Raw genomic sequence first — 24,956 nt, forward strand, 5'->3', positions numbered from 1 at the left:
TTATTCCTTCGTTACCCGGTCAATTTCTTCAAGGCTGGTGATGCCCATCCGTATTTTGTTCAATCCCGACGTCCGTAAGTCGTTGATGCCTTCCTTTTTAGCCTGATCCGCCAGTTGCAGCGCATTGCCCCCTTCCAAAATGAGTCTGCGCATGTCGTCGCTGAGCGTCATCACTTGATAAATGCCGACGCGCCCTTTATAACCGTTAGTGCATCGCTCGCAGCCCGTCGGACCGAATATTTGGAGCGTGGGCAACTCTTCGCTTGTGAAGCCCGCCGCCAGAAGGATCTTTTCAGGCAGCTCGACGCGGGTCTTGCAGTATTCGCATAACCGCCTGGCCAGCCGCTGGGCCATGATCAGATTGATCGCGGATACGATGTTGTAGGGGGGGATGCCCATCTGCATCAGCCGGTTCAAGGTTTGCGGGGCGTCGTTGGTATGCAGGGTCGACAGCACCAAATGGCCGGTTTGCGCGGCTTTTACGGCAATTTCGGCGGTTTCGATATCGCGGATTTCGCCGACCATGATGATGTCGGGATCCTGGCGCAAAAACGCTCTCAAGGCGCTGGCAAAGTTCAATCCCGCCTTGACGTTCACGTTGACCTGATTGATGCCTTCCACGGTAATTTCGACCGGATCTTCGGCGGTTGAAATATTGCGTTCGATCGAGTTGAGCAGATTCAACCCGGTATACAACGATACGGTCTTGCCGCTCCCGGTAGGCCCTGTTACCAAAACCAGACCGTACGGCTTGAAGATGGCCTCCAGAAATAATTTCTGCTGATCGGGTTCGAAACCCAATTTCTCGATGCCCAGTTGAGCGCTGCTGGGATCCAGAATACGCAGCACGACTTTTTCTCCGAACAGGGTCGGACAGGTATTGACTCGGAAATCGATGGCTCGATGTTTGGACAAAATCATCTTGATCCGCCCGTCCTGAGGCACTCTGCGCTCGGCAATGTCCATTTTTGCCATGACCTTGATTCTGGAGATAATCCGGTTGGAAATGCTGGCAGGGGGGCTGGCCACTTCGTGCAGCATGCCGTCGGACCGGAAGCGAATGCGGAAATTTTTCTCGTAGGGTTCCAGATGAATGTCGGATACCCCTTTTTTTATCGAATCCAGCAACAATTTGTTGACGAAACGGACGATGGGCGCATCTTCGATATCGGAATTGATGTCCTCCTTGACCTCGTCTTCCTCGCCGCCGGAGACGGAGAGATTGTCGAGATCTTCGTCCAGCAGATCGACCATCGAGTGTTCGGGCGCTTCCAATGCAACTTCAATGGCTCTGGCCAGCTTGTCTTCTTCTACCAGAATGAATTCGGGACTGAGCCGGCTTTGAAACTGAATGTCGTCCATCGCCTGGATGTTGGTCGGATCGGACACTCCGAGAAACAAGGACTTCCCCCGGGTAAACAAGGGAAGCGCCTGATGTTTTCGGATCAGTTTTTCGCTGATGCGCTTGACCGGAAGACTATGCCAATCGATGGCGTCCAGATCCAGATAGGGTACACCAAATTCAACCGAAACTTTTGAGGCGACAATCTTGCTATTGACGATTTTATTGGTGACGAGATAGCTGATTAAAGAAATTTTTTTCTTCTTTGCCTCCTGAGCATGAATTTGAGCATCGTTTTCAGAGAGAAGCCCTTCCTGAATCAAGCATTTTAAAAGTCCGCTAAATCGAAAATCGGTAGGTGCTGTAGCCATTGGATAAATTGTTCAACTTTAACCCCCAAACATAATAGTGAAATATAGATGAACAAAGATCAGGCTACAAGGAACCCCTTTCCAAAAATTCGCCGTTTTTTTACGCCAGACTGCGGATTCTACGTTGCTGCTCTTCCAGGTTCTTCAAGAGCGACTGCAATTCGGTCAGTTTCTGTTTTTCCTTGGCGATCACTTCCGCCGGAGCCTTGTCGGCGAACGCCGGATTATTGAGTTTGCCCTCGATTCTCGGCAAATCCTTGACGATTTTCTGAATTTCCTTGTCCAGGCGCGCCAGCTCGGCTTCCTTGTCGATCAAGCCCGCCATCGGGATCAGAATTTTCAGTTCGCCGACCAACGCAATCGCCGACTCCGGCGCCGGCTCGTCGTCCCGGAGCCAGCGGAGCGACTCCAGCCGGCCCATTTTCTCGAGATAGATCCGGTTGTTGTTCAGGATTTCCAGATCCTGGGCGCTGCCGTTCTGCAACAGTACAGGCAGCGGCTTGCCCGGAGCGATATTCATTTCTCCGCGGATCCTGCGCACGCCCAGGACGAAATTCATGACCCAATTGATTTCGGCGACGGCTTGCTCGTCGATTTGCGCCGGATCGGCGATCGGATAGGGTTGCAGCATGATGGTGTCGCCCTTGGCGCCGGCCAGCGGCGCCACCCGCTGCCAGATTTCCTCGGTAATGAACGGAATGATCGGATGCGCCAGACGCAGCGCGGTTTCCAGCACGGTCAACAGCGTCCGGCGTGCGCCCCGCTGCAACGCGGCATCGTCCGCCTGCAAAGAAATTTTCGCCAGCTCCAGGTACCAGTCGCAGAACTCGTTCCAGATAAACTCGTACAGGCTTTGTGCGGCCAGATCGAAACGGTAATGGTCGATCGCGGCGGTCGTGGCCTGGATAACCTGATTGAGCCGGGCAACGATCCAGCGGTCGACCTGAGTCAGGCGGCACGGCGCCTCCGGCAAACCATGGCCCTGCCCTTCCGTTCCCGTAATCGCTTTAGAGCCTGCATCTTCTTCGGTATTCATCAGCACAAACCGGGCGGCGTTCCAGAGCTTGTTGCAGAAGTTGCGGTAGCCTTCGGTGCGAGCCAGATCGAAGCGGATGTCGCGCCCTGTGGAAGCCAGCGAGGCAAAGGTAAAACGCAAGGCATCGGTGCCGAAGGATGGAATGCCCGCCGGAAACTGCTTGCGCGTCGCCTGTTCGATCTTTTTCGCCAGATGGGGCTGCATCATGCCGGAGATGCGTTTTTCGACCAAGCTTTCGAGATCGATGCCGTCGATCAGGTCGATGGGGTCGAGCACGTTGCCTTTGGACTTGGACATTTTCTGGCCTTCGGCATCGCGCACCAGACCGTGGATGTACACTTCCCTGAACGGCACGTCGCCCCGGAATTTCAGCCCCATCATGATCATCCGGGCCACCCAGAAGAAAATGATGTCGAAGCCGGTCACCAGCACGCTGGTCGGATAATGGCGTGCCAGTTCGGGCGTTTCTTGCGGCCAGCCCAGCGTCGAAAAAGGCCACAAGGCCGAAGAGAACCACGTATCCAGAACGTCTTCATCCTGTCGCAGCGAACATTCGGCCGGCAGATGATGCCGTTCGCGGATGGCCTGTTCCGAACGTCCGACATAAATATTGCCCTGATCGTCGTACCAGGCCGGAATCCGGTGTCCCCACCAGATTTGCCGGGAGATGCACCAGTCCTGAATATTGCGCATCCATTCGAAATAGGTGTTTTTCCAGTTGTCGGGAACGAATTTGATGTCGCCGTTTTCGACAGCTTCAATCGCCGGTTTGGCCAGCGGCTCGACCCGAACGTACCACTGATCGGTCAGGAACGGCTCGATCACCGCGCCGGTGCGGTCGCCGCGCGGCACCATCAGTTTGTGGTCGGCGATTTTCTCGAGCAATCCTCCGGCTTCGAGGTCGGCAACGATCCTTTTCCGCGCCTCGAAACGGTCGAGTCCCCGGTACTGGACGGGAATCAACTCATGGTCGGCCAAGCTGGCGTTGCTGGTCATGATGTTGATCAAGCCGCCGTGCGGCTGATTTTGCAGCGCCGTGCCGTCGCGGTGCCGAGTCCAGACCTCGTAGTCGTTGAAATCGTGGGCCGGCGTGATCTTGACGCAGCCGGTGCCGAATTCGGGATCGACGTAGTCGTCGGCGATAATAGGAATTCTGCGCCCGGTCAGCGGCAATTGCAGAAATTCTCCGATCAGATGCTTGTACCGTTCGTCGCCGGAATGGATCGCCACGGCGGCATCGCCGAGCAAAGTCTCCGGCCGCGTGGTGGCGACGATCAAATGCCCCTGCCCGTTCGACAAGGGATAGCGAATGTGCCACATCGAGCCGTTTTCTTCTTCCGACAGAACTTCCAGGTCGGAGACCGCGGTATGCAACACCGGATCCCAGTTGACCAGGCGCTTGCCCCGGTAAATCAGGCCTTCTTCGTAAAGCCGGATAAACACTTCCTGCACCGCCTCGGACATTCCCTGATCCATCGTGAAGCGCTCGCGGCTCCAATCGATCGACGAGCCCATGCGCCGCAGTTGGCGGGTAATCATGCCGCCGGATTCCTCCTTCCATTGCCACACCCGGTCGACGAAGGCTTCCCGGCCGTAATCGTGACGCGTTTTACCTTCGGCATTGCACAGCCTTTCCACGACCATTTGCGTGGCGATGCCGGCGTGATCGGTCCCCGCCTGCCATAAAGTGCTGTAGCCTTTCATCCGATGGTAGCGGATGAGGGCATCCATGATCGTGTCCTGAAACGCGTGCCCCATGTGCAGGCTGCCGGTGACGTTGGGCGGCGGAATCATGATGCAGTAGGATTCGCCGTCGGTTTTGGGGGCCGCCGAACCTGCTCCCGGCAGGTTTTCGGCATCCACACCATCCCTGGCGATAAAATAGCCGTTTTCTTCCCAGAGGTTGTACCAGCGTTGTTCGATTGAATGGGGGGAGTAAGTTTTATCCATGAGGAGGAAAATTAATAATTTTTAGATAGTAAAAAAATTGCGGAACCGGATCCCGAAAATTTATCGATTTTTTTATTGTAGAGGCGCAGAACCTGAAAGTATAGCCTTTAGCCGGCGAGGCCCCGCTCAGATCGTGTGGGTGGTAATTTCAATCCCTGCCTGACGATACTGCCGGTAGCGATGCCTTCCCGCACCCCGGACTTCTTCGTTGTCATACACTATTTCGAGAATCCGTTCGGCCCGTTCGTAATCTGCCGGCATGCGGGAAGACAGGTTGACCAGCGTTTTCCGCCACACCTCTGGCGGGTCGAGCGGAGAGATCAGGATGACCCGTTCGAGGCCGGGGAGCGATCCGTCGTAGCGTTGATGCGGCACGAAACTCCCGGCGCGGAAAGTCCACAGCAAATCGTCCAGAGCCTGCGCCTGTTCGTCGGTATCGGTCAGGACATAACAGATGTGTCCGTTGCGATAGGCTTTTTCGATCAGCCTGCATGCATAAAGAGAGCGTTCCTGTTCCGACGTCGTAGCCAAAACATAAAAACTGATTTCAGGCATGAACCGGCTTTTGAAGACTAGGCCTGAGCGCTTCGGGAGATCAGATATTGGCACAACAAAGGCACCGGCCGTCCGGTAGCGCCCTTGGTGGGGCCCGTTCGCCAGGCGGTTCCGGCAATGTCCAGGTGCGCCCAACGGAAATTCTCGGCAAACCGGGACAAAAAGCAGGCGGCGGTAATCGTTCCGGCGTCCTTGCCGCCGATATTGGCCATGTCGGCAAAGTTGGACTTCAGAAGCTCCTGATATTCTTCCCACAAAGGCAGACGCCAGAGGCTATCGCTGGCCGATTCGCCGGCCGCGATCAGATCGTTGCAAAGACCGTCGTCGTTCCCGAGCAAGCCGCTCGGCACCCGGCCCAGAGCCACCAGGCATGCGCCGGTCAGCGTGGCCAGATCGATCACCACGTCGGGATGATATCTTTCCGCATACGTCAGCGTATCGCAAAGGATCAGCCTTCCTTCGGCGTCGGTGTTCAATACTTCGATCGTTTTTCCGGACAGACTGGTGACGATGTCGCCCGGTTTGTTGGCGTTGCCGTCGGGAAGGTTTTCCGAAGCCGGAACCAGGCCGACGACGTTCAACGGCAACTGCAATTGCGCGGCCGCCTGCACGGTGGCCAGCACGGCCGCGCCGCCGCACATGTCGTATTTCATTTCATCCATGCCGAGGCCCGGCTTCAGGGAAATGCCGCCCGCATCGAAGGTGAGCCCCTTGCCGATCAGCACAATGGGCTTGCTGTTTTTGTCGCCGCCGTGATATTCGAGAGTAATCAGTTTGGGAGGCTGGCGGCTGCCGCGAGAAACCGACAACAGGGAGCCCATGCCCAGCTCCTTCATGTCGCTCTCTTCCAGGACATGGACGGTTATTTTGTCGTGTTTCTTGCCGATTTCGACCGCTTGCTCGGCAAGATAAGTCGGCGTACAAACATTGCCCGGCAGATCGGCGAGAAACTTGGTCAAATCGACCGCGGCGGCGATCGCCTGCCCTTGCGCCAGGCCCGCCTCGGCCAGGCTACGCTGGTCTTCGGATGCAGTGACGGCGACCTTCTGCAGTTTGCTTTCGGTTTCCTTGTCCGATTTCAGATGCACGAACTGATAAACGGCATCATTGAATACTTCGACGATTTGGCGGGTTTTCCATTGCAGGTCGGCCTTGGCCACGTCGCACTCGGCCAGGCAACACGCCGCCGATTGGATCGGGGTTTTCTTGAGGCCGGCAATTGCGGCGGCCAGCGCCTTGCGGTAATTTTTTTGTGATAGAATTTCCTTTTTGCCCAACCCGACCACTAAAATACGTTCAATTTGACTATCCGGCACGAAATTGATCAGTACGGTTTCGCCGTTCTTCCCGCTCAGATCCCCATGGCTCATAATGGCGGTTATCAATCCCCGGGTACTGTCGTTCAGAGCAATCGCCGACGGGCTAAGCTGCATATCTTGGTAAACGCCGACAATAATGCAATCATATTGCAGAGTTTCAGGCGCTGCGGTTTCAATAGAATAATCCATAACTGTATGTCCGATTGCTGATGATAAGGCTTTTCCGGACGAGCTTTTTAATAGGCTCGCACCGAAGACCGATCGCCAGATTATACAACATTTATTTTGAATTTGATTGAGGAGACAAACTTGGCAACAGATTGGCCTGGCGGCTATAAAACAAGGCGGCGGCAAGCGATCATTGTCCTTGATAGAATGATCGCTACGGACATCCTGCAGACTCTGTTCTCGGTCTGGTTGGTCGTCGTGATTATCATCGTCAGCAGAAAATTCATCAAAGTGCTGGAGCAAGCGGTAGAAGGCCAGATTTCCAATGAAACCCTGATGAAAATTTTCGGTTTGAAAACTCTGGTGGCCGGCATCGAATTTTTACCGGCCGCGCTGTTCATGGCCATCCTGATGGTTTTAGGAAGAATGTACAGAGATCAGGAAATGTCGGCCATCTCTTCCGCCGGCGGCGGTTCCGGAACCATTTACCGGGCCGTTTTTTTAGTCGTGTTTCCGCTATCCATGCTGGCGGTCGGCCTGTCGCTGTACAGTTCTCCCTGGGCCGAAGACCGGATGGAACACTTGATGTCGCAGGACGAACAATCCTCCGACGTCCGGGGCGTCGCCGAAGGCAAATTCAGCGAATACAGCCAGGGCGACCTAGTCTTCTATGTGGAAAAAATTTCCGACGACAAAGAAATGCATTCCGTTTTCGTACAGCAAAAACAGGGCACGGACCTGGGCATCATTAATGCCGAATCGGCTCGGTTGAAGGATCTGTCCGACGGCCGTTACGTCGTTTTCAAAGACGGCGAGCGCGTGCAGGGCCAACCCGGGCGGCAGGATTTCATCATCGAACAATTTGCCGAATACGGGGTAAGGATCGAGGAAAGGGAAGCGTCGATCCGATTCAACCGGGCCGCGGTAAAAACCGAAGTCTTGTGGCATTCGCCTATTAGCCATGACCAGGCCGAGCTGCAGCGCCGCATCTCGATACCGCTGGGCATGCTGCTGCTCAGCTTTCTCGCCGTTCCGCTGGCGCAGATTTCGCCGCGGGGTGGCGTTTACGGCAACATGATGGTCGGCTTCCTGATTTATTTTAGCTACGGCAATCTCATTCGCACCAGCCAGGCCTGGATTGTCAAAGGCACCGTTTCCGCGGGCATGGGCGGTTTCGGAGTGAATTTTTTAATGTTGTTGATCGGTATGGTCTTATTGGCAAGACTGTACGGATGGCAATGGCTTGTTGTCAGAATCAAGGAAAAGGTGTTCAAGTGGGCGTACTGACAGGCTACATCGTCAGAGAAATATTAAAAGGGTCGGCCATTGCCGTCCTGTTTATTTTGACTCTATTCAATTTGTTCACCTTCAGTGACGAACTCAAATCCCTGGGTCAGGGCGATTACGGCCTGAAACAGATTTTTCTTTATCTTGCCCTGACCTCGCCCCGGGTCTTTTATGAACTGGTGCCGGCGTCGGCCTTGTTGGGCAGCTTGTTCATCCTCGGCGCCATGGGCAATAACCGCGAGCTGATCGCCATGCAGGCGGCGGGCCTATCGGTTCCCAGAATCATCCTCGCCGTGATGGCGGCGGGAACGATCATGGTCATGGTTTCGCTATCGGTGGGCGAATTAATAGCGCCCATGACCGAACGCCAGGCGCAGCTTCTCAAGGTCACGGCCAAACACCAGGATGTACTCAAGCAGACCCGCTACGGCATCTGGATGCGCGAAGGCAAAAAATTCATCAACGTCAGGCGAATCGAAGACAACGGCAGCCTGGCCGACATCCATATCCACGAACTGGACGACAATAACCGACTGGTCGGAACGCTGTATGCCGAACGCGCCGTTTATCTAGGCCGGCAGCAGTGGAAACTGATCCATATCAGCGAAACGGAATTCTCTCATGAAAAAGTTTCCTCCAGCGTTCAAAACGAGGAGATCATCAAGTCTTCCATTGCGCCCGATATTCTGAAAATTGCCGTGGTCAGCCCGGACAATTTATCCCTGGTCGATCTGGCCTTGTATATCAATTTTTTGAAAAAGAATCATCAAAAATCGCAGATCTTCGAGATGGCTTTCTGGAGCCGCCTGGTCAATCCTTTCATCACCTTCGTCATGCTCCTGGTGTCGACTCCTTTCGTGATCGGCGTCAAGCGCGGCGTCAGCGTCGGCGCGCGGATGATGATCGGCGTGGTCATCGGCATGGGCTTCAACATCATCGACAGAATCGTGGGGCATATCGGCCTGATCTATGAACTCAACCCGGTGGTGATGGCCGTCGCCCCGAGCCTGACTTTTTTTCTGCTGGCCATGCTGGCTTTAAGGCGCTCCGTTTACTGAACCTTGGCCGCCCTGACGATGTGCTATATTTGAAGCTGAACCGAATCGATTGCCGGCATCGGATCGGTTTTTCCAGCTTCTCTTCGGTCGGTAAGAAATCCATGACGCCAATGAATGAAAACCTGAAAATCCCTTTTTACCCGACCGAGCAATCCTTCTCAGGCTGGCTGCTGGGACTTTCCATGGAGCAAGACCCTACTTCCTGCCGCCGGTTGCTGGCGGCATTGCAGGCTTTTGAAAACAGCGACCTGCCCCCGCAGCAACTTTTAACTTTTCTCCCCAAAATCGGCGCAAAACTGGACGTTATCGTCGACCGGCTGGAAAGGAATTATCTGGACAGCGGATTTCCGCTGTCGACGGAAGAACAATCCGCTGCGGATCTTGTCTCCGGCGCCTTTACCGCTTTGGCTGAACAGTATCTCGCCCTTGCCCGCAAATGGTTTGAACTTACCGGTTCGGAGGACGCCTCGGAAAAAGCCAATGTTTTGTATTGGTCTTTGGAGGCTCTCGGTAAAAGCCGGCTGCACCGTGCGAAAATTTACCATCCTCCTGCTCCGGGATTTTGGCTGAATTGCTACCGGATCTACCGATGGGCGGAAAATGCCCGGTTGCTGAATGTCGTTATCGCTCAGGATACAACCGGAGAAAGCACAATCAATACGGCATTCAAACACATTCTTTTATTCGACCTGGCCAATCCCGGACAATTCAGGCCCAGGGAAATGAAGGCGATTTATCATGCTCTGGAAGAATGCGCCGCTTCGAGCCTGCTGGAACCGGACAGTGCGCCATCGCCTTTGCCCCAATGCACGTTCAATCTGGGCCTGGACAAGCGCCCACAGATACTATTTTCACCGGCATTACCGAAAAGCGTGGATGCCGACACCCGCTATTTTTCGTCCGTACCGGCCGCGCGGGATCTTCATCAGTTACTCAAACAACAAGTTTCTTCGCAGAATGTCCTGAAATGGATTTATCAGTCTTCGTTCAGGCGCGCGCTCAAGTCGCTGAGCCTCACGCAAAGAAGAAAATTCAACAGAAAAGCAGAGCAACTGAATAAAACCTGCATCGTCGGTTTTCATCATGTCGTAAGCTATTTGTTCAAAACAAGCCCAATTGATTGGGAAGAATTCATCAAAAAACCTAAAAAAGATACTCGAATCGCCGGGAACTGGGAAGTACCGGATCTCGATCTTGTACCCATCGAGAAAGGCACGACTTATCAAATGAATGCTTTATTCAAGAAAAATACCACCGATAATTCCAAAATTGCCGATTTCTTAAGCGCCAATCGGGAAATCTCGAGCAAGAACGGGATCTGGGATCCCATCGAGCTAGAACAAAACAGACAGATGGATCTCATTCCTGTCGGCGAGGTCGACATTCTCGACAGCAGCGCTCACGGATTTCAGGTTTTATGGAAATCTCCCGAAGTAAAGGTTAAAGTCGGAGAGATCGTTGCCTTTCCGACTACAAAAGGCGACAGGATCGAAATCGGATTGATACGCCGCATCAGCCATTACCCGCAAGGCAATCTTTGTCTAGGCATCGAGATCATCGGCTTCGAATCCGAAGTGGTGGGATTGGGAAGACCCAGGCAGAGCCATTCGGTCCATACGGCCATTTTTCTACCGGGCATCCGCGCATTAAAGCAGGAAGACAGCATTATTTATAATAACTGCGATTTTTCAACCGGCGAATTTATCGTCATCCACCGCAAAAAACGCACCATTCCGTGCCGGCTGGAAAAGCTGGTCAATTCCACGCCGGCGATTACCCGGATGGAATTGTATTACCCCCCTTCTTCCGATTGAAGGACAGAACGAAAGACTGAACGTTGTTGCCGACGCCCCGATTTCACTCTCACTCTTTTCGGGAGCGCCCGGCCTGTGCCCCGTTCGGGCTGCCGGCTTTCACCGCCGCCATAAGCGATGCCTCACCTCAAACCTGCCCATTCTGTACGGCATTGACCTTCCGTATCGGTTTTCATACAATCCTCTTAAGATAAACCCAGGTTTGTCTTTACACAATCACACTAATTTCGGGGAGCACACATGGACAAATTAACAGCATTATCCTTGAGTATCGGCGTACTGGCGGGTGTCGCCACGTTTCTGGCGGTCGGTCCGTTGAGCGGCTTTTTTTTCATCTGGGCGGCAACGATCGCCTGGGCTGCTTATTTTGCCCTGGGTGCCAATGAGGCGGCATTGAAAAATACGATCATCTGCGGAATTTTCGGGGTGTTCATGGCCTGGCTGACGGCCATACTGCTGACCAACATACCTTCCACGGCCGTACTCGGGTTTCCGCTTATGGCGGCCATTACCGTGACCGTTGCGGTCGTAGTGCTGTGTCTTGCGGCGAGGCTTCCCCAACTGGCCGCCATACCCGCCAGCGTCTTCGGTTATTCGTCGACCTTTGCCTATCTTCTGCAAACGCCCGACCAACTGACCCAGAACAGCTTGCTCGGCGTTTCTTTCAGCAATCCTCTGGTGATTATTTCCGTTTCTTTTATTATCGGCACTTATTTCGGTCAATTTTCCGCTCAATGGGCCGCGAAAATGACCAGTGAGTCGTAATAAAAAAGTCTGACCTATTGAATAATTTACGTGATACAGCCTGAGCCCGGCCCGGTAACGCCTTAAGTTAGACGACATTCGCAAGGATGCAGGAAAGCCGGGCTCGCCTTTTTTCTCGGTGAATCCCGGCAATCACTGCCGGAATTCACTCTGTTTCCGTACTTAAGGGATGCTGTTGTTTTTGGCCAAACTTTCAAGCATCCACTCTTATCCCTCGGCTTGCGTGCTTAACTTTTCCAGTTCCTTCGCCAAAACCAGATAAGGAAACAAATTGACCGGCGTGGCACTGATTATCTCCTGATAAATTCGCCGATACCGGCTGATTTTCGGCCGTTCCGCCGGCAAATCAAAATATTCCGCACAGCCGGCTGCCTTGTTGACGAGAAGGTTCCTGATCAGAAGCCCTGCCATCGACTTGAAGTCTTCCTGCAGAGTCACGGTAACCTTTCGTTCCCAGTAATCGTGCGCCGGCAAATTTTTCAATCGTTCCCGAATGAGCTCAAGACCCAGAAAGCTATTGATTTCATTGAAGAGCTTTAATAGAGTAACGACGCTCTGATCCGTTTCCGAAGCCAATGACAAAATAAACGGAAAATCTTCCAGGCCGGCGATCAGCATCATGGTTTCTGCCAGCCTGTCGGGAACACCTGCCTGCTGATAGTGTGCCGCTTGAGCTTTCCAACGCTCTTTCTGAATGCCCTCGTATCGTCTCAGATAATTGACGTACTGCTTCAAGTAGCGCCGATAACCGTTGATGGTCCGTTCATCGGGCCGGATGACTCTATCGTGCAACAAGGCCCATCGGCAAAAATCCGCCAGTGCGGTTTCAAGAAGCAGCAACAATTGATATTGCACGCCCGTTGCCACTTTGTTGTCCAGGGCAAAAATCTTGCGCCGAATTGCATCGCCGTCCAGAACCCGATCGAAAGTCAGATAGCAGGCCACGTGATCGAGTTTGTTCGAATTGTCGCTGTCGATGTCCAGATTTAAAAAACCGCAGCCAGCCTGATTGATGATTTTATTGCTGACCATGGTGGCGGTGATTTCTCTGGCCAGAGGATGGCCGGAAAGATGTTCTCTATAGTGTTCGATGATCTGTTCCGGAAAATAGGACAACAAATAACAATCGCAGCAATCCTCCTCGAACAAGGCGGTCAAATGTTGAATTTGCTGGGTCAGGTACATTTTACCGGCGGCCATCAATACCGCCAGTTCGGGACGGGTCAGGTTTTTTCCAGGCCGCGCCAGAAGCTCCTTGGTGTGCGGAAAAGACTCGACGGTCCTGTCGAAATAGCCGCCCGCTTCGAGGCGCTCGGCCAACCGCAAATAGTCGGCAGGATCGCCGGCGCTGCGAAGTTGTTCCAGGGACAAACAGAGGCTCTGTGCATAATTGTTGGCCAGAACGAGCCGGCAGACGGCATCGGTCATGCTGATAAAAAATTGTTGATAATCGGAAATGACGTTTTTCTTTTGCAGGCCGGCCAGTAAAATTTTCAAATTCACCTCATGATCCGAGGTATCGACTCCGGCAGAGTTGTCGACGGCGTCGGTATTGATCCTGCCGCCCGACAAAGCGTATTCGATGCGCCCTTTTTGGGTAAATCCGAGGTTGGCCCCCTCGCCTACGATCCGGGCTTTCAAATCGACGGCGTCCACCCGCACATTGTCGTTGGCCCTGTCTCCGACTTCTTCGTGCTTTTCGGTGCCGGCCTTGACATAGGTGCCGATGCCGCCCAGCCACAGCAGTTCCACGGGCGCGGTCAACAGATAACGGATCAGCGATTCGCCATCCAGCGATTTATAGCGTATGCCGAGCCATTTTCTTAATTCGGGCGACACCGGGATGTCCATCGACGAGCGCAAATACACTCCGCCTCCCGGAGAAATCAGAGACCGGTCGTAATCGTTCCAGGTGGAACCCGGCAATTCGAACAGACGTTTGCGCTCGTTCAAAGGGCCGTCATTGTCGGCAGGATTCGGATCGATAAAAATATGCTGGCCGCTGAAAGCGGCCAGCAGCCGAATGTAAGGAGAGAGCAGCATGCTGTTGCCGAATACGTCGCCGTCCATGCTTCCGATGCCGACCACGGTGAAGGCCTCGTTCTGAATGTCCTTGCCGGCTTCGCGAAAATGCCTCTTTACGCATTCCCAGGCGCCCCGCGCCGTGATGCCCAATGCTTTGTGGTTGTAACCGCGCGACCCGCCGCTGGCGAACGCATCGCCCAGCCAGTAATGGTAATCGGCGGAAATCGAATTGGCCGTATCGGAAAATTGGGCGGTGCCTTTATCCGCCGCCACCACCAGATAAGGATCCGAATCGTCGTAAGCGATGATCCGGGGCGATCGAACAATTTCCTCGCCACTGTAATTGTCCGTCAAATCCAGCATGCCCTTGATCAGCCGGATGTAGGCATTTTTTCCGGCCGCAGCCCATGCCGGCTTCGAACCGTTTTTCTTGACGACAAACCCGCCCTTGGCGCCGGTGGGAATGATCAAGGCGTTTTTACTGATCTGGGTCTGCATCAGATCCAGGATTTCGGTCCGAAAATCATCGGCGCGATCGGACCAGCGTATGCCGCCCCTGGACACCTTGCCGGCCCGAAGATGGATGCCTTCCATATCGACCGCATGCACGTAAATTTCGTATTGGGGCTTCGGCACGGGCATGTCGATCACGCCCAGGCTATTGATCTTGAAGGCTATGAAATAGTCTTCGTGATTGAGGCGCAGGTGGAAGTTACAGCGCATCGTGGCATCGATCAGATTGAACAGGGTCCGCAAGACCCGGTCGTCGTTGATGTCGGCTACCGATTTCATGCTGCCCAGCAGTTGCAAGCGCAGCGGAAACAGAACCTGCTCCTCCCGGAGCGCCTGATCGTTCCACTCGGGCTTCGGCCGGAAGCGGGCCTCGAAATACCGGAAAAGGCAGAGCGTGACTTCCGGATTCCGGATCAGGGCGTGATGAATACTGGTGGGAGAAGTCCTGAGCTCCAGTTGCAAATAGTAATTCCGGTAAGCCCTCAAGGCATCCACTTCCTGCCAGCTCATGCCGGTCAGGACGATCAGTTTATTGAGCGGATCGTTTTCAACCCGCTCGTCCATGATCGCCTGGATCGCCTCCAGCATACGCTTCCTCAAGCGGAGAAAAATGTTTTCCCGGATGTTTTCCGCTTTAATAGTAAAGCTTTTTATGAACAGCGTTTCACCTTCGACCTCGACGGAAAACTGCACCTGATCCATCACTCTCAAATTCATGTTTTCCAGGACCGGAATGTATTCGTCCAGAAACTTTTCCTTTCGGCTGTAAAAATGCAAGCGGTAATGTTCGATGCCCTGGCATGGCTTCAACAGACTCACCGGTTGATAATGGCTCGTCGAAATCCGTTCGAGTTGCAGCATGTCCTTCAAGGCGTACCGGGGCGAAACCAGGTGTTGATAAAACGCGGAAAACAGGGATCGGTACTTTTCCTGCAGGCGGTGTCCTTCCTCTTCACCCAACGTCCTCGCGGACAATCGGAACAGAGACTGCTCCCAATGGTTGATCGATCTGTGCAATGTCTCACTCCGCCGATAAAAAAATGAATGCAATGCCGCCGAACGCCGGCGTTATTTTAGAAATTTTATGATTTCCAGAACGTTGCAATCGTTCTCTCTGAAATAACGAACCGAATCCATCAGCGTACGGATGAGAAAAATCCCCATGCCGCCTTCTTTCGGATGGTCAAAATCCGGGGTGGGAACCGATTCCAGATTGAAACCCTGGCCGTGATCGTAGACCCGGATGTTCAATTCATTCTCCTTGATGTGAATGGTAATCCTGACCTGGTCCTTGGGATTGTTGTAATTGGCATGTCGGATGGCGTTCGAAGTCGCTTCGGTCAAAACCAGGTTCAAATGATAAGCCAGAGCTTCACGGTCACCGCAAAAATTCTCCAGTTCCCTGGCGATATGCTCACCAATACTTCCGATTAAATTCAGGTATTTGGTTTGGGTCGGAATGATTACATCGACCTGAAAAACCGAATCGCACATACACCACCTTTAACTTTCATTATCAAAGATCTCGCTTAAATCGGCGTAAATATCAAAAATTCTGTTTAAACGAGTCAATTCGAACATCGATAAAACTTGCGGCTTGCAGCAAGCCAGGGCGAATTTTCCCGATTTGGCCACAGCGTTTTTATATCCGGACAACAAAGCGCCCAGCCCGGAACTGTCGATGAAGCGCACCGGCTCGAGCTGAACGACGATTTTCACCTCGCCCTGTTCGATCAGATGCAGGATAAACTCCTTCAAGGCCCCGGAATTGTGGGCATCTATTCTTTCTTCCTGAACAAAAAGAACACTGTAACCGTTGATTTTTTCCAAATTTAAATTTATCGACATTTTTTATTCTTTTCAGTATCTTGAACACAACGTTAACGATATGAACCTTGGCCGGCCACTGCATTATATAGCCAGGCCGGGCTGCTCGCGCATTTTTCTTTAATTTATTCTCAAACCCTTTTTCTTTTTCAAAGCCGGGAGATCGGCAACGACATTTTTTCCGGTTATTACTCCAGGCGCCTTAGTCACCGCGGGCTCCGGAACACTCGGTTGGTTTAGTCACGGGAATCTCCTTTCTTTTGGAATTTTATAATATATTGAAAATTCGAATTTTATTTGCAGGCTTTTGACTTTTTCCTCCGGACAGCCTGGCACTGGACATTCGAAGACCGGCTGATTATCATGCATTAGACACGGTTTTAACGACGGTGTTATCCCGACAATAATAATATTTATGAGGAGTGTTTCATGTTAGAAAATAATCAACCAGCCCCGATGTTCCGATCGCGAAACCAGGATAACCAGTTGGTCAGCCTGTCCGATTATGCGGGAGAAAAAAATATCGTATTGTATTTTTACCCGAAGGACGACACCCCCGGCTGCACCATTGAAGCCAATGACTTTACCCGACTGGCCGATGAATTCGCCGAACTGGATACGGCCGTAGTCGGCGTCAGCAAGGATACTTGCGAATGCCACGTGGAATTCATCAAGAAATACGACTTGAAAGTCGAATTACTGGCGGATACCAAAGGCGAAATGTGCGAAAACTACGACGTCTGGCGCGAAAAAGAAAAAAACGGCGTAAAAAGCATGGGCATCCTGAGATCCACTTTCATCATCGATAAAGAAGGCACGATCAAAGAAGCCATGTACGGGGTATCCCCGGAAGGACATGCCGAGGAAGTGCTGGAAAAAGTAAAAAACCTGGGCCGGGTAGAAGAAACAGAAGAAGAGCCTTCCGAATAGACGGCCGAGCTTAAATCCGGGTGGTCGCTGTCGGATGGGCTGTTCACATACGATCAGCGACTTCGAACGCGGGACACAAACCGAAAAATGCCCCATGAAGCCCTGCCGGTACCGACCGTTCCGGCAGGATGGGCGGAAAATAGACAACAGCGCCAGGGCCGGCGGTTTAATAAGGCAAACTTCGGGATGAAACATACCGATACGGATGATTCCCGGCAGCCATCCTTTCGGCAACGGCGAGGAACACTTCCTCGCCGTCTCCGGCATCCTGATGCATCCAAGTCTTTCCCGAAACTTGTTTTTTAACGCTAACCCCGAATTTCCGGCTGCTTCCGGTTATGGGGTTTCAACGCTCATATTGTCGAAAAGAACGGTACCGCCCCAGTTCTGGTTGGAGGCATCCATTACGTTCACGCTATTAAACGGCGGCTGAATGCCGGCGGTTATACTGGTGCATGACGTCGGCGCACCGTTGATCGATACGTCGAACGTACCTGAAACGGTATCGATCGTCAGCGTTACGGTCGACCAGGCATTGGCAGGCAACGATCCGCAGGTGGTATCGCCGCTCGGTACAGTATTGGCTACAAGCGCCGTGCTTCCGGGAGCCTGCTGCAAACGGATGCGCCGTCTGCCGATGGAAGAACCCGCGCCATTGATCGTCCAGATAAAGGAAGAGGCAGTGCTCGGCTTGATGTCGACCTGCGTAGTGAGATCGGTCGACGACGAGGAAACGGCACGGATGGCAATCAGAAACTCGCCGGTAGTCTTGCTCCCCTGAAGCTGCAGGACGTGACCGTGATCCGTCGTGTTGACGATGCTCACTTTACCGCGTCCGGCCGAAGAAATAGTCCAGTCGGCATTGAGCGCACCCAGAGCATCGTCTTCGAAATCTTCATCCAGCACCGTAGCCGCCCATCCATAGGAACCCAAACAGAGAAATAGGGCCAATGCCGATACGGTAGCACGAACCGCAGAGCGGTAATCGGGATTGAATGATCTTGCTTTCATAATGTGACCCTCGATGAAATTAAAAAAATCCCGTGGCAATGTGCGAACTTGAAGCAGGCTTGATTTCCGGTATTCGTCCCTTATTTTTTACAAATAAATTTTCTCAAACCGCAACGGATACGGCCGCCTGTGTCAATACGGCAAGTCCCTGTTCATCCAGGCAGAAAGGCCGAACTTAACACGCCAGAGTAGCGCCACTTTTTTCGTCCGCACGATTCCTATAAAAACTATCGTTTACTCCGTCTTAACTCAGGCGCCTGCCCTATTCCGTCGGTTTCGGATTCATCCCGGCGCACTTCTCCAAGACACGGTTAAGCTTGAGTAACAAGATTTACTCATCCGTTTCGGAAGATCAGAAAAGACGAGCGAAAATCTTTTCTCTCTGGAAACGAAACTCCGCCCATTTCCAATACGATTAATTCCATTGCCGACGTCAAAGGTTCATCTCGAAGTGAATTATTTTGGCTTTCCGGAATGACGGAATTGAACCAGGCCGCATCGAATTCAATTTGCCGTGACCGATTCGCGTCTGGAAACCGGGCTGCGTGACGTAAGGCCACTGAAATCATTCCCATAAGCAAACCGACGCCGGAACCTCAGCGCGTTGACATAAAATATCCCGTCAACCCGGCCGCGTGCAGGCGCAAACTTCTTCGGCGGTTTCCCCCTGTAGTAATCCTTCCCAGACTGAAACCCGAAATTTTCCTTTCAAGTATAAAAATTCGAAGACACGGTCCATAATAGCGTGGTTTATTTTCACTCTGACCCATCCGAACTCATGGCTTATCCGATAGAAAAAAAGCTCGTCATTGCCGTCTCGTCGAGCGCCCTGTTCGATTTGGGGGAATCGGACAAAATCTTTCGGGAGCAAGGGCCGAAAGCCTATAAAGAATATCAGGAAGACCAACTCGACGCCGTGCTGGAACGAGGCGTGGCGTTTCCGTTTATCCGCCGCTTTCTGAAAATCAATGAATGCTTCGCCGAGCAGCAGCCGGTGGAAGTGGTGCTGTTGTCCAGAAACTCGGCGGCAACCGGTCGGCGGGTATTTCGTTCGATCCATCATTACGGCCTAGCCATATCGAGAGCCGCTTTCACCGAAGGCAAATCGCCCTATGCCTATATTCCGGCTTTTAATGCTTCGTTGTTTCTTTCCGCCAATGAAAACGACGTGCAAAAAGCCATCGCGGCCGGATTCCCCGCCGGCACCGTTCTGCCTTCGCCGGTCGTCGATGACCTGGAAGACCTGGAATTAAGGGTCGCGTTCGATTTTGACGGCGTCATTGCCGACGACGAAGCCGAAACCGTCTACCGCAACGATCAACTGGAAGGCTTTCATCGGCATGAGCACGCCAATTCCCATATTCCGCACAATCCCGGCCCGCTGGCGAATCTGTTCACCCGGCTGTCCATTTTACAAAAACTCGAGGACAAAGCCGTCGAACAGGACCGTCATTACCGAAGAATACTGCGCACCGCCATCATCACCGCGCGGAATGCGCCGGCTCACGAACGGGTGGTGACCACGCTGGAAAGCTGGGGCGTCAGCGCCAACGAAACTTTTTTTCTGGGCGGCATGAAAAAGGGCCGGATTCTGACCATCCTGAAGCCGCATATGTTTTTCGACGACCAGAAAAGCCACCTGGGATATGAAAGCCTGGACGTGCCGATGGTGCACATCCCGTTCGGGGTGGCCAATCGATCGCCGATCGATCACAACGCTCCCGTTTTTTTAGCCGAAGCGGAGAGCCCCGATGAAAAAACAACAGGCAAAGTAAAGCCGAACGCCGGTTAAACAAACAAGAATGCAGAACCGAAGGAAGCCTGCCGCCGGCATCCCGAAGGCCTGGCTGCTCGCCAAGCGTCCGAACGTTCCGGTAGAATGAATGGTAGACTGCCGGAACGACCCGTTCTTGCCGTTGCAACGATTGTTGCCGCACCGCGGTTCTAGCCGCTGAGCAATACTATTTTATTTTCGAATCAAGATACTCATGGGCCCTCACTACCTCAGTCGTTTTTTCACGCCGAAATCGGTGGCCATCGTCGGCGCCTCGGAGCGCCAGGACAGCGTGGGTTACCGTTTGCTGCTCAACATGAAGGAAGCCGGATTCACCGGCGGTCTGTATCCGGTCAATCCTAAGCACGAGCAGCTGCTGGGTTTAAAAGCCTATCCCGACCTGAACGCCATTCCGGAAGATCTGGATCTGGCGGTCATTGCCACGCCGGCGGCCACCGTTCCCGGCATCGTCCGGCAATGCGGCGAAAAAAACGTGACTTCGGTCATCATCATCAGCGCCGGCTTTGTCGAACGGGATGCCGAAGGCAAACGGCTGCAACAGGAGCTGCTCGACATTGCCCATCGCTACGGCATCCGGATCATCGGCCCGAACTGTCTCGGGGTGATTTGCCCGGGCGGCCGACTGAACGCCAGTTTCGCCGACGGCTCCGTCAAGGACGGCAATCTGGCCCTGCTTTCGCAGTCGGGAGCCGTGTGCACGGCCATTCTCGATTGGGCCAAGTCGCAGGATATCGGCTTTTCCACGGTGGTCTCGATGGGCGGCGCGGCCGATATCGATTTCGGCGAAGTGCTGGACTATCTGGCGACCGACAGCCAAACCACCGGCATCCTGATGTATGTCGAAGGCATACGCGACGCCCGGCGCTTTTTGAGCGGACTCAAGGCGGCGGCGCGATTAAAGCCGGTAATCCTGATCAAAGCCGGCCGCCATGAAACCGGCGGCAAGGCGGTGATGTCCCATACCGGCGCACTGGTCGGAGGCGACAATGTTTTCGATGCCGCCATCGAACGGGCCGGCGTCGTGCGGGTGTACAGCATCTCGTCGCTGTTTTCCGCGGCGCGCGTGCTGTCTCACAATTACGAGGTCCGCGACGCCCGGCTGGCGATCATCACCAATGCCGGCGGCCCCGGCGTCATGAGCACCGACCGGGCCGAGGACGTCGGCGTCAAAATGGCCGTGCTGTCGGCCGAAAGCATCGATGCGCTGAATCTTGTCCTGCCGCCTCACTGGTCTCACGCCAATCCGGTCGACATCCTCGGCGACGCCACTTCCGAGCGCTACCGGGAAGCGCTCGACGTTTGCCTCAAGGATGCCAACGTCGACGGGGTTCTGGTCATTCTGACGCCTCAAGCGATGACCGATCCTGCGCAAGTGGCCGAATACATTATCGCCGGCGCCAAGGCCGGCAAAAAGCCGGTACTGGCGGCCTGGACCGGAGGCGCCCGGGTTCAGCAGGGCAGAAACCTGTTTGCCAACAGTCAAGTGGCTCACTTCAATACGCCGGAAACGGCGGTCGACGCCTTTTCGTTCCTGGCCAGCCATTCCCGCAATCAGATTCTGCTGAAACAAATCCCTTTACCTGCCGATCAACCGGCGGCTCCGGACATCGCCGGCGCGCGCCTGATCATCGAACGGGTGTTGGCGGAAGGCCGTCAGGTTCTGACCGCCCAGCAAGCCAAGGCCATCCTGGCGGCCTTCCGTATCCCCGTCAATCCGACGATCAAGGCGGCCAGTGCCAAAGACGCCATGATCGTCGGCGAAACCCTGGGCTTTCCGGTGGTATTGAAAATCGACATGGCCGAATTCACCCACAAGTCCGACATCGGCGGCGTCAGGGTCAACATCGACAGCGTGCAGGAAATCTCGCGCAACTTTATCGAAATGGAGGCCGCGGTCCGGCAGAAACACCCGGACGTCAAGGAAATCGGCATTACCGTCGAACCGATGTTCCGCTCACGCAGCGGCCGCGAACTGATGATCGGCGTGGTCCGGGATCCGGTGTTCGGGCCGGCGATCAGTTTCGGCCTGGGCGGCACAATGGTGGAAATTCTGCAGGATCGGGCCGTCGCCCTGCCCCCGCTGAATGCTTACATGGTGGAACAAATGATCGCCAAGACCAGAGCGGCCAAGTACATCGGTGCTTTCCGGCAATTACCGCCCGCCAACAGGCAAGCGCTGATCGATGTGCTCTTGAAAGTTTCGATGCTGGTCAGCGAACTGCCGGAAATACTGGAACTGGACATCAATCCGTTGATCGTCGACGAACGCGGAGCCATCGCCGTAGACGCGCGCATCCGGGCGCAGTTGTCCAGCCAGTTGACGCCGTATTCGCATATGGCGATTCATCCTTATCCCCATGAACTCACCCGGCATTATCAGTTGCCCAACGGCACCAACATTGTCATCCGTCCGATTCGGCCGGAAGATGCGGTCATGGAAAAAGATTTCGTACACCGCTTGTCCGATCGCAGCAAATATTTCCGGTTCATGCGGGCATTGCAGGAATTGACTCCGGAAATGGTGGTGCGCTTTACCCAAATCGATTACGACAGGGAAATGGCCTTCGTCGCCGTCACCGCCGACGAACAACTCCCTGTCGAGCTCGGCGTCGGCCGTTATCTGATGAATCCGGACGGCCGTTCCGTGGAATTCGCGGTCGTCGTCGCCGACGACTGCCAGTGCCAGGGCATCGGCACGCGCCTGATGAAAACCCTGATGCAGACGGCCAAGGACAAAGGCATGCTGTTTTTCGAAGGCGAAGTCCTGGCGGTCAACAAACCGATGTTGTCGATGATCAGGAAACTGGGCTTCAGCATCGAGACCATCCCCGGCGACAGTGAAGTCGTTCACGTCGTCAAGGATTTAAGGAATCTCTAACAACATGCTGCCAAATTTCCGGTTAAACACTTGTGTTGCTTGGTGAATGTTTCTCGAAGCGCCTATTATGACTGGTTAGATCGACCTCCGACGACGACCGAAAAAGAGGATCGAGCGTTGACGGGTGATTGTTAAGGCTTTCAAAAAGAGTCGGGCAAGTTATGGAACCCGACGGCTGAAAAGTTGGTTTGCACGGATGAATACGCCATTTATAACACGCTGCCCTCCTGGGGTTATGAATATAAAACGGTCAATTATGGACAAGGCGGATATGCCCGCGGCGAAGATGACGACGGATTTCATGAAGTTCATGTCAATACGATGGAGGTTTTTGGTCTTTATTTGTGGTCTCGGTTACGCCCGCATCGGGGAATTTCGCAAGAAAAACCGCTCTTTAACCGGGCTTTTTCGAATTCATATACAACATGAAGAAAAGAGGGAAATCCGTGCTCCAATCGCTACTGCAAACACTTATTGCTTAAGACCTTGGAATACATATTGAGCCAATGTCTTTAGGTACAAGAGCTCCGATTCAAAAGACTCCAATTCAATCGACCAGCCATAAGCATATTCGTACCAGCAAGCCCATATGGAAAACACAGCACAAATCATGAATGCATAGATCAAACGATTTATACTTTCTAATGGTTTATTTTCCATGGCGTTGGTCGCCTTAACCGTTAACTCTAAGTCATTGCATTCATTAGAAGAGCCGGGAGATGCAAGACGGAACCACATAAGCACCCGCAGCACAGAACGTGGAATCCGGTCTAGGGAGACCAGATTAAGCAGAACTTGAATCGAGTAAACGCCGCTCAGCAGAACAGCCAATGAACCAACCCCAATAGCTGCTATGGATGGCAGTGTATAGAAACTGCAGAAGACGACTATAATCAGCGTAAGAAAGAGGAAGCTTGTTTTTAAATTCGTGTTGGACCACCGAAAACCGCTAAGTCGCCGAACTACTAAATAGATCATCAGCACATGAAACACATAGGATCCAAAAAACGCGATACCTGCACCCTTCAAACTAAAATGACTCACGCATAACCATGCAAGCCCCAGATAGACCAAAGTCCAGGCCAACTCGGAAATAATCAGTAGATTTTGCATACCCTTAGCAACAATGATGAAACCCATTGGCCAGGAAATCACGCGAAGCGTCATGCCCAGACATAACCAGCGCAAAATTTCCACCGCACCTTCGAATTTAGGAGTATAGAAAAGTGTTATGACGAGCGACGCAAATGTTAGAGTTGCTATCACACCGGGACCGGCCAATAACAAACTGACATATGCCTGTTCATTGACTACCCGGTTGCATTCGGCATTGTCTTTTGCGATGGCTGTTAACCGCGGGTAGAAATCCGCGCCCATGGCCTGCAGAATGAACCCGATATATAACCCGCCCAGCGTCCAGGCAGATTGATACAATCCAGCGGCGTCGAAACCGACTTTGCGAACGATGATAAGACGCACCACATAGGCTGCCCCGGTCATCAGCAAACCACTGACCATGAAAGCAAAGCCAAGCTTCAACAAAGCAGCCGCTTCCTGACCCATCTGGGCAGTCGAAATTGAAGTGGTTTCTATTGGTATCTTCCGGCTATACCACCAAGATGTCAGAAGAGACAGTGCGGCAATCAGCATGAGTGAAGGAACCACACCTTTTTCGCGAAGAAAATATACCAAAGGGATAGTGATCAGAGTACCCAGAAGTGTACCCAATATGCCCATCTTGGCCAAATCAGATATTTGCCGCATACCCTGAATCAGAGCTCCCTGACCTGCGGATAACAGATTGAAGAATACGACGACTGACAGCAACGCAATAGCGGTTACGTGTTGATCGTTACCAAAGGTCAAAGTTGACACCGGCCTGGAAAAGCCGATCAGAAAAACAGCACCAAGCAACCCCAGAAAGATCGATATTCGTCGCAGCACTGTCGCAGTTCGAGCAATCTTCTCTGTATCGTCCGATCCAACCGCCTCGGCAATCTGACGAACACCACTGTTGTTAATACCCATGCCAGCTATGCTTATCGTAAAATCGGTTATCGATCCATACAAACCCATCAATCCGACACCGGATGGCCCCAGCAATATTGCCATAGCTTTTGTACGAACGACGCCAATGGCGATATTGATTATCGAGGATCCGCCGATTAACGCCGAGGACTTTAAAATTTGTCCGTAGGTGTGTTTTTCAGCCATTACAATTCCTGAATAGAAATATCTTCAACATAAGAACAAACTTCAAGTCGAAAACTTGTAATTATAGCTCAGACAAAAAACCGCTCTTAAAGTGATTT

At 53.1% G+C, this 24,956-nt stretch carries 16 protein-coding genes; 7 read left to right on the forward strand and 9 right to left on the reverse strand.

Annotated features, from left to right (window positions below; translation table 11 throughout):
• The 4 genes from pilB to A3OW_RS0106605 form a co-directional block, all read right to left on the reverse strand.
• Positions 1-1,713 carry a type IV-A pilus assembly ATPase PilB gene (pilB, locus tag A3OW_RS0106590; protein ID WP_026223383.1) on the reverse strand — a complete coding sequence of 571 codons (1,713 nt, stop codon included), beginning with the start codon at positions 1,711-1,713 and terminating at the stop codon, positions 1-3.
• Between the two features lie 100 nt (positions 1,714-1,813).
• On the reverse strand, positions 1,814-4,699 hold the full coding sequence (locus A3OW_RS0106595; RefSeq protein WP_020562636.1) for a valine--tRNA ligase: 2,886 nt from the start codon (positions 4,697-4,699) through the stop codon (positions 1,814-1,816).
• A gap of 126 nt (positions 4,700-4,825) precedes the next feature.
• Positions 4,826-5,254: a DNA polymerase III subunit chi gene (locus A3OW_RS0106600; RefSeq protein WP_020562637.1), complete on the reverse strand. Its 429-nt coding sequence runs from the start codon at positions 5,252-5,254 to the stop codon at positions 4,826-4,828.
• 17 nt (positions 5,255-5,271) lie between these two features.
• The gene (locus A3OW_RS0106605) at positions 5,272-6,762 is read right to left on the reverse strand and encodes a leucyl aminopeptidase (protein ID WP_020562638.1); all 1,491 of its coding nucleotides are present in this window, start codon (positions 6,760-6,762) and stop codon (positions 5,272-5,274) included.
• A gap of 186 nt (positions 6,763-6,948) precedes the next feature.
• Here A3OW_RS0106605 and lptF point away from each other — a divergent pair, with 186 nt between their 5' ends.
• The 4 genes from lptF (at position 6,949) to A3OW_RS0106625 (ending at position 11,665) form a co-directional block, all read left to right on the forward strand.
• Positions 6,949-8,028, forward strand: coding sequence for an LPS export ABC transporter permease LptF (lptF, locus tag A3OW_RS0106610; protein ID WP_020562639.1), 1,080 nt, complete (start codon positions 6,949-6,951; stop codon positions 8,026-8,028).
• Positions 8,016-9,086 (forward strand): LPS export ABC transporter permease LptG, encoded by a 1,071-nt coding sequence (gene lptG, locus A3OW_RS0106615; protein ID WP_020562640.1) that lies wholly within the window; start codon positions 8,016-8,018, stop codon positions 9,084-9,086. Before lptF ends, lptG begins: the two co-directional genes overlap by 13 nt.
• A 101-nt stretch (positions 9,087-9,187) precedes the next feature.
• The gene (locus A3OW_RS0106620) at positions 9,188-10,900 is read left to right on the forward strand and encodes a hypothetical protein (RefSeq protein WP_157385807.1); all 1,713 of its coding nucleotides are present in this window, start codon (positions 9,188-9,190) and stop codon (positions 10,898-10,900) included.
• Positions 10,901-11,140: 240 nt separating this feature from the next.
• Positions 11,141-11,665, forward strand: a complete 525-nt coding sequence (locus A3OW_RS0106625) for a DUF1097 domain-containing protein (RefSeq protein ID WP_020562642.1) — start codon at positions 11,141-11,143, stop codon at positions 11,663-11,665.
• A gap of 207 nt (positions 11,666-11,872) precedes the next feature.
• Here the strand turns inward: A3OW_RS0106625 and A3OW_RS0106630 are convergent, their stop codons facing one another.
• Genes A3OW_RS0106630 through A3OW_RS0106640 form a run of 3 tightly spaced genes read right to left on the reverse strand, consistent with a single transcriptional unit; the run spans position 11,873 to position 16,045 of the window.
• Complete coding sequence (locus tag A3OW_RS0106630) at positions 11,873-15,220, reverse strand: NAD-glutamate dehydrogenase domain-containing protein (protein WP_020562643.1); 3,348 nt, start codon at positions 15,218-15,220, stop codon at positions 11,873-11,875.
• A 51-nt stretch (positions 15,221-15,271) separates the two neighbouring features.
• A complete protein-coding gene (locus A3OW_RS0106635) occupies positions 15,272-15,697 on the reverse strand; it encodes an ATP-binding protein (protein ID WP_020562644.1) in 426 nt (141 codons plus the stop codon).
• Positions 15,698-15,706: 9 nt separating this feature from the next.
• A complete protein-coding gene (locus tag A3OW_RS0106640) occupies positions 15,707-16,045 on the reverse strand; it encodes an STAS domain-containing protein (RefSeq protein WP_026223385.1) in 339 nt (112 codons plus the stop codon).
• A gap of 414 nt (positions 16,046-16,459) precedes the next feature.
• Here A3OW_RS0106640 and A3OW_RS0106645 point away from each other — a divergent pair, with 414 nt between their 5' ends.
• A complete protein-coding gene (locus A3OW_RS0106645) occupies positions 16,460-16,960 on the forward strand; it encodes a peroxiredoxin (RefSeq protein ID WP_026223386.1) in 501 nt (166 codons plus the stop codon).
• 336 nt (positions 16,961-17,296) lie between these two features.
• Here A3OW_RS0106645 and A3OW_RS0106650 read toward each other — a convergent pair whose 3' ends face one another.
• The gene (locus A3OW_RS0106650) at positions 17,297-17,971 is read right to left on the reverse strand and encodes a hypothetical protein (protein ID WP_157385808.1); all 675 of its coding nucleotides are present in this window, start codon (positions 17,969-17,971) and stop codon (positions 17,297-17,299) included.
• A gap of 778 nt (positions 17,972-18,749) precedes the next feature.
• Here A3OW_RS0106650 and A3OW_RS0106660 point away from each other — a divergent pair.
• Positions 18,750-19,763, forward strand: a complete 1,014-nt coding sequence (locus A3OW_RS0106660) for a 5'-nucleotidase (protein ID WP_020562649.1) — start codon at positions 18,750-18,752, stop codon at positions 19,761-19,763.
• A 196-nt stretch (positions 19,764-19,959) separates the two neighbouring features.
• Positions 19,960-22,644 (forward strand): bifunctional acetate--CoA ligase family protein/GNAT family N-acetyltransferase, encoded by a 2,685-nt coding sequence (locus A3OW_RS0106665; RefSeq protein ID WP_020562650.1) that lies wholly within the window; start codon positions 19,960-19,962, stop codon positions 22,642-22,644.
• 471 nt (positions 22,645-23,115) lie between these two features.
• On the opposite strand, the gene A3OW_RS0106675 is transcribed toward A3OW_RS0106665, so the two are convergent.
• Positions 23,116-24,858, reverse strand: a complete 1,743-nt coding sequence (locus tag A3OW_RS0106675) for an O-antigen translocase (RefSeq protein ID WP_020562651.1) — start codon at positions 24,856-24,858, stop codon at positions 23,116-23,118.
• Between the last annotated feature and the right edge of the window lie 98 nt (positions 24,859-24,956).

Source organism: Methylosarcina fibrata AML-C10 (assembly GCF_000372865.1).
Classification (GTDB): domain Bacteria; phylum Pseudomonadota; class Gammaproteobacteria; order Methylococcales; family Methylomonadaceae; genus Methylosarcina; species Methylosarcina fibrata.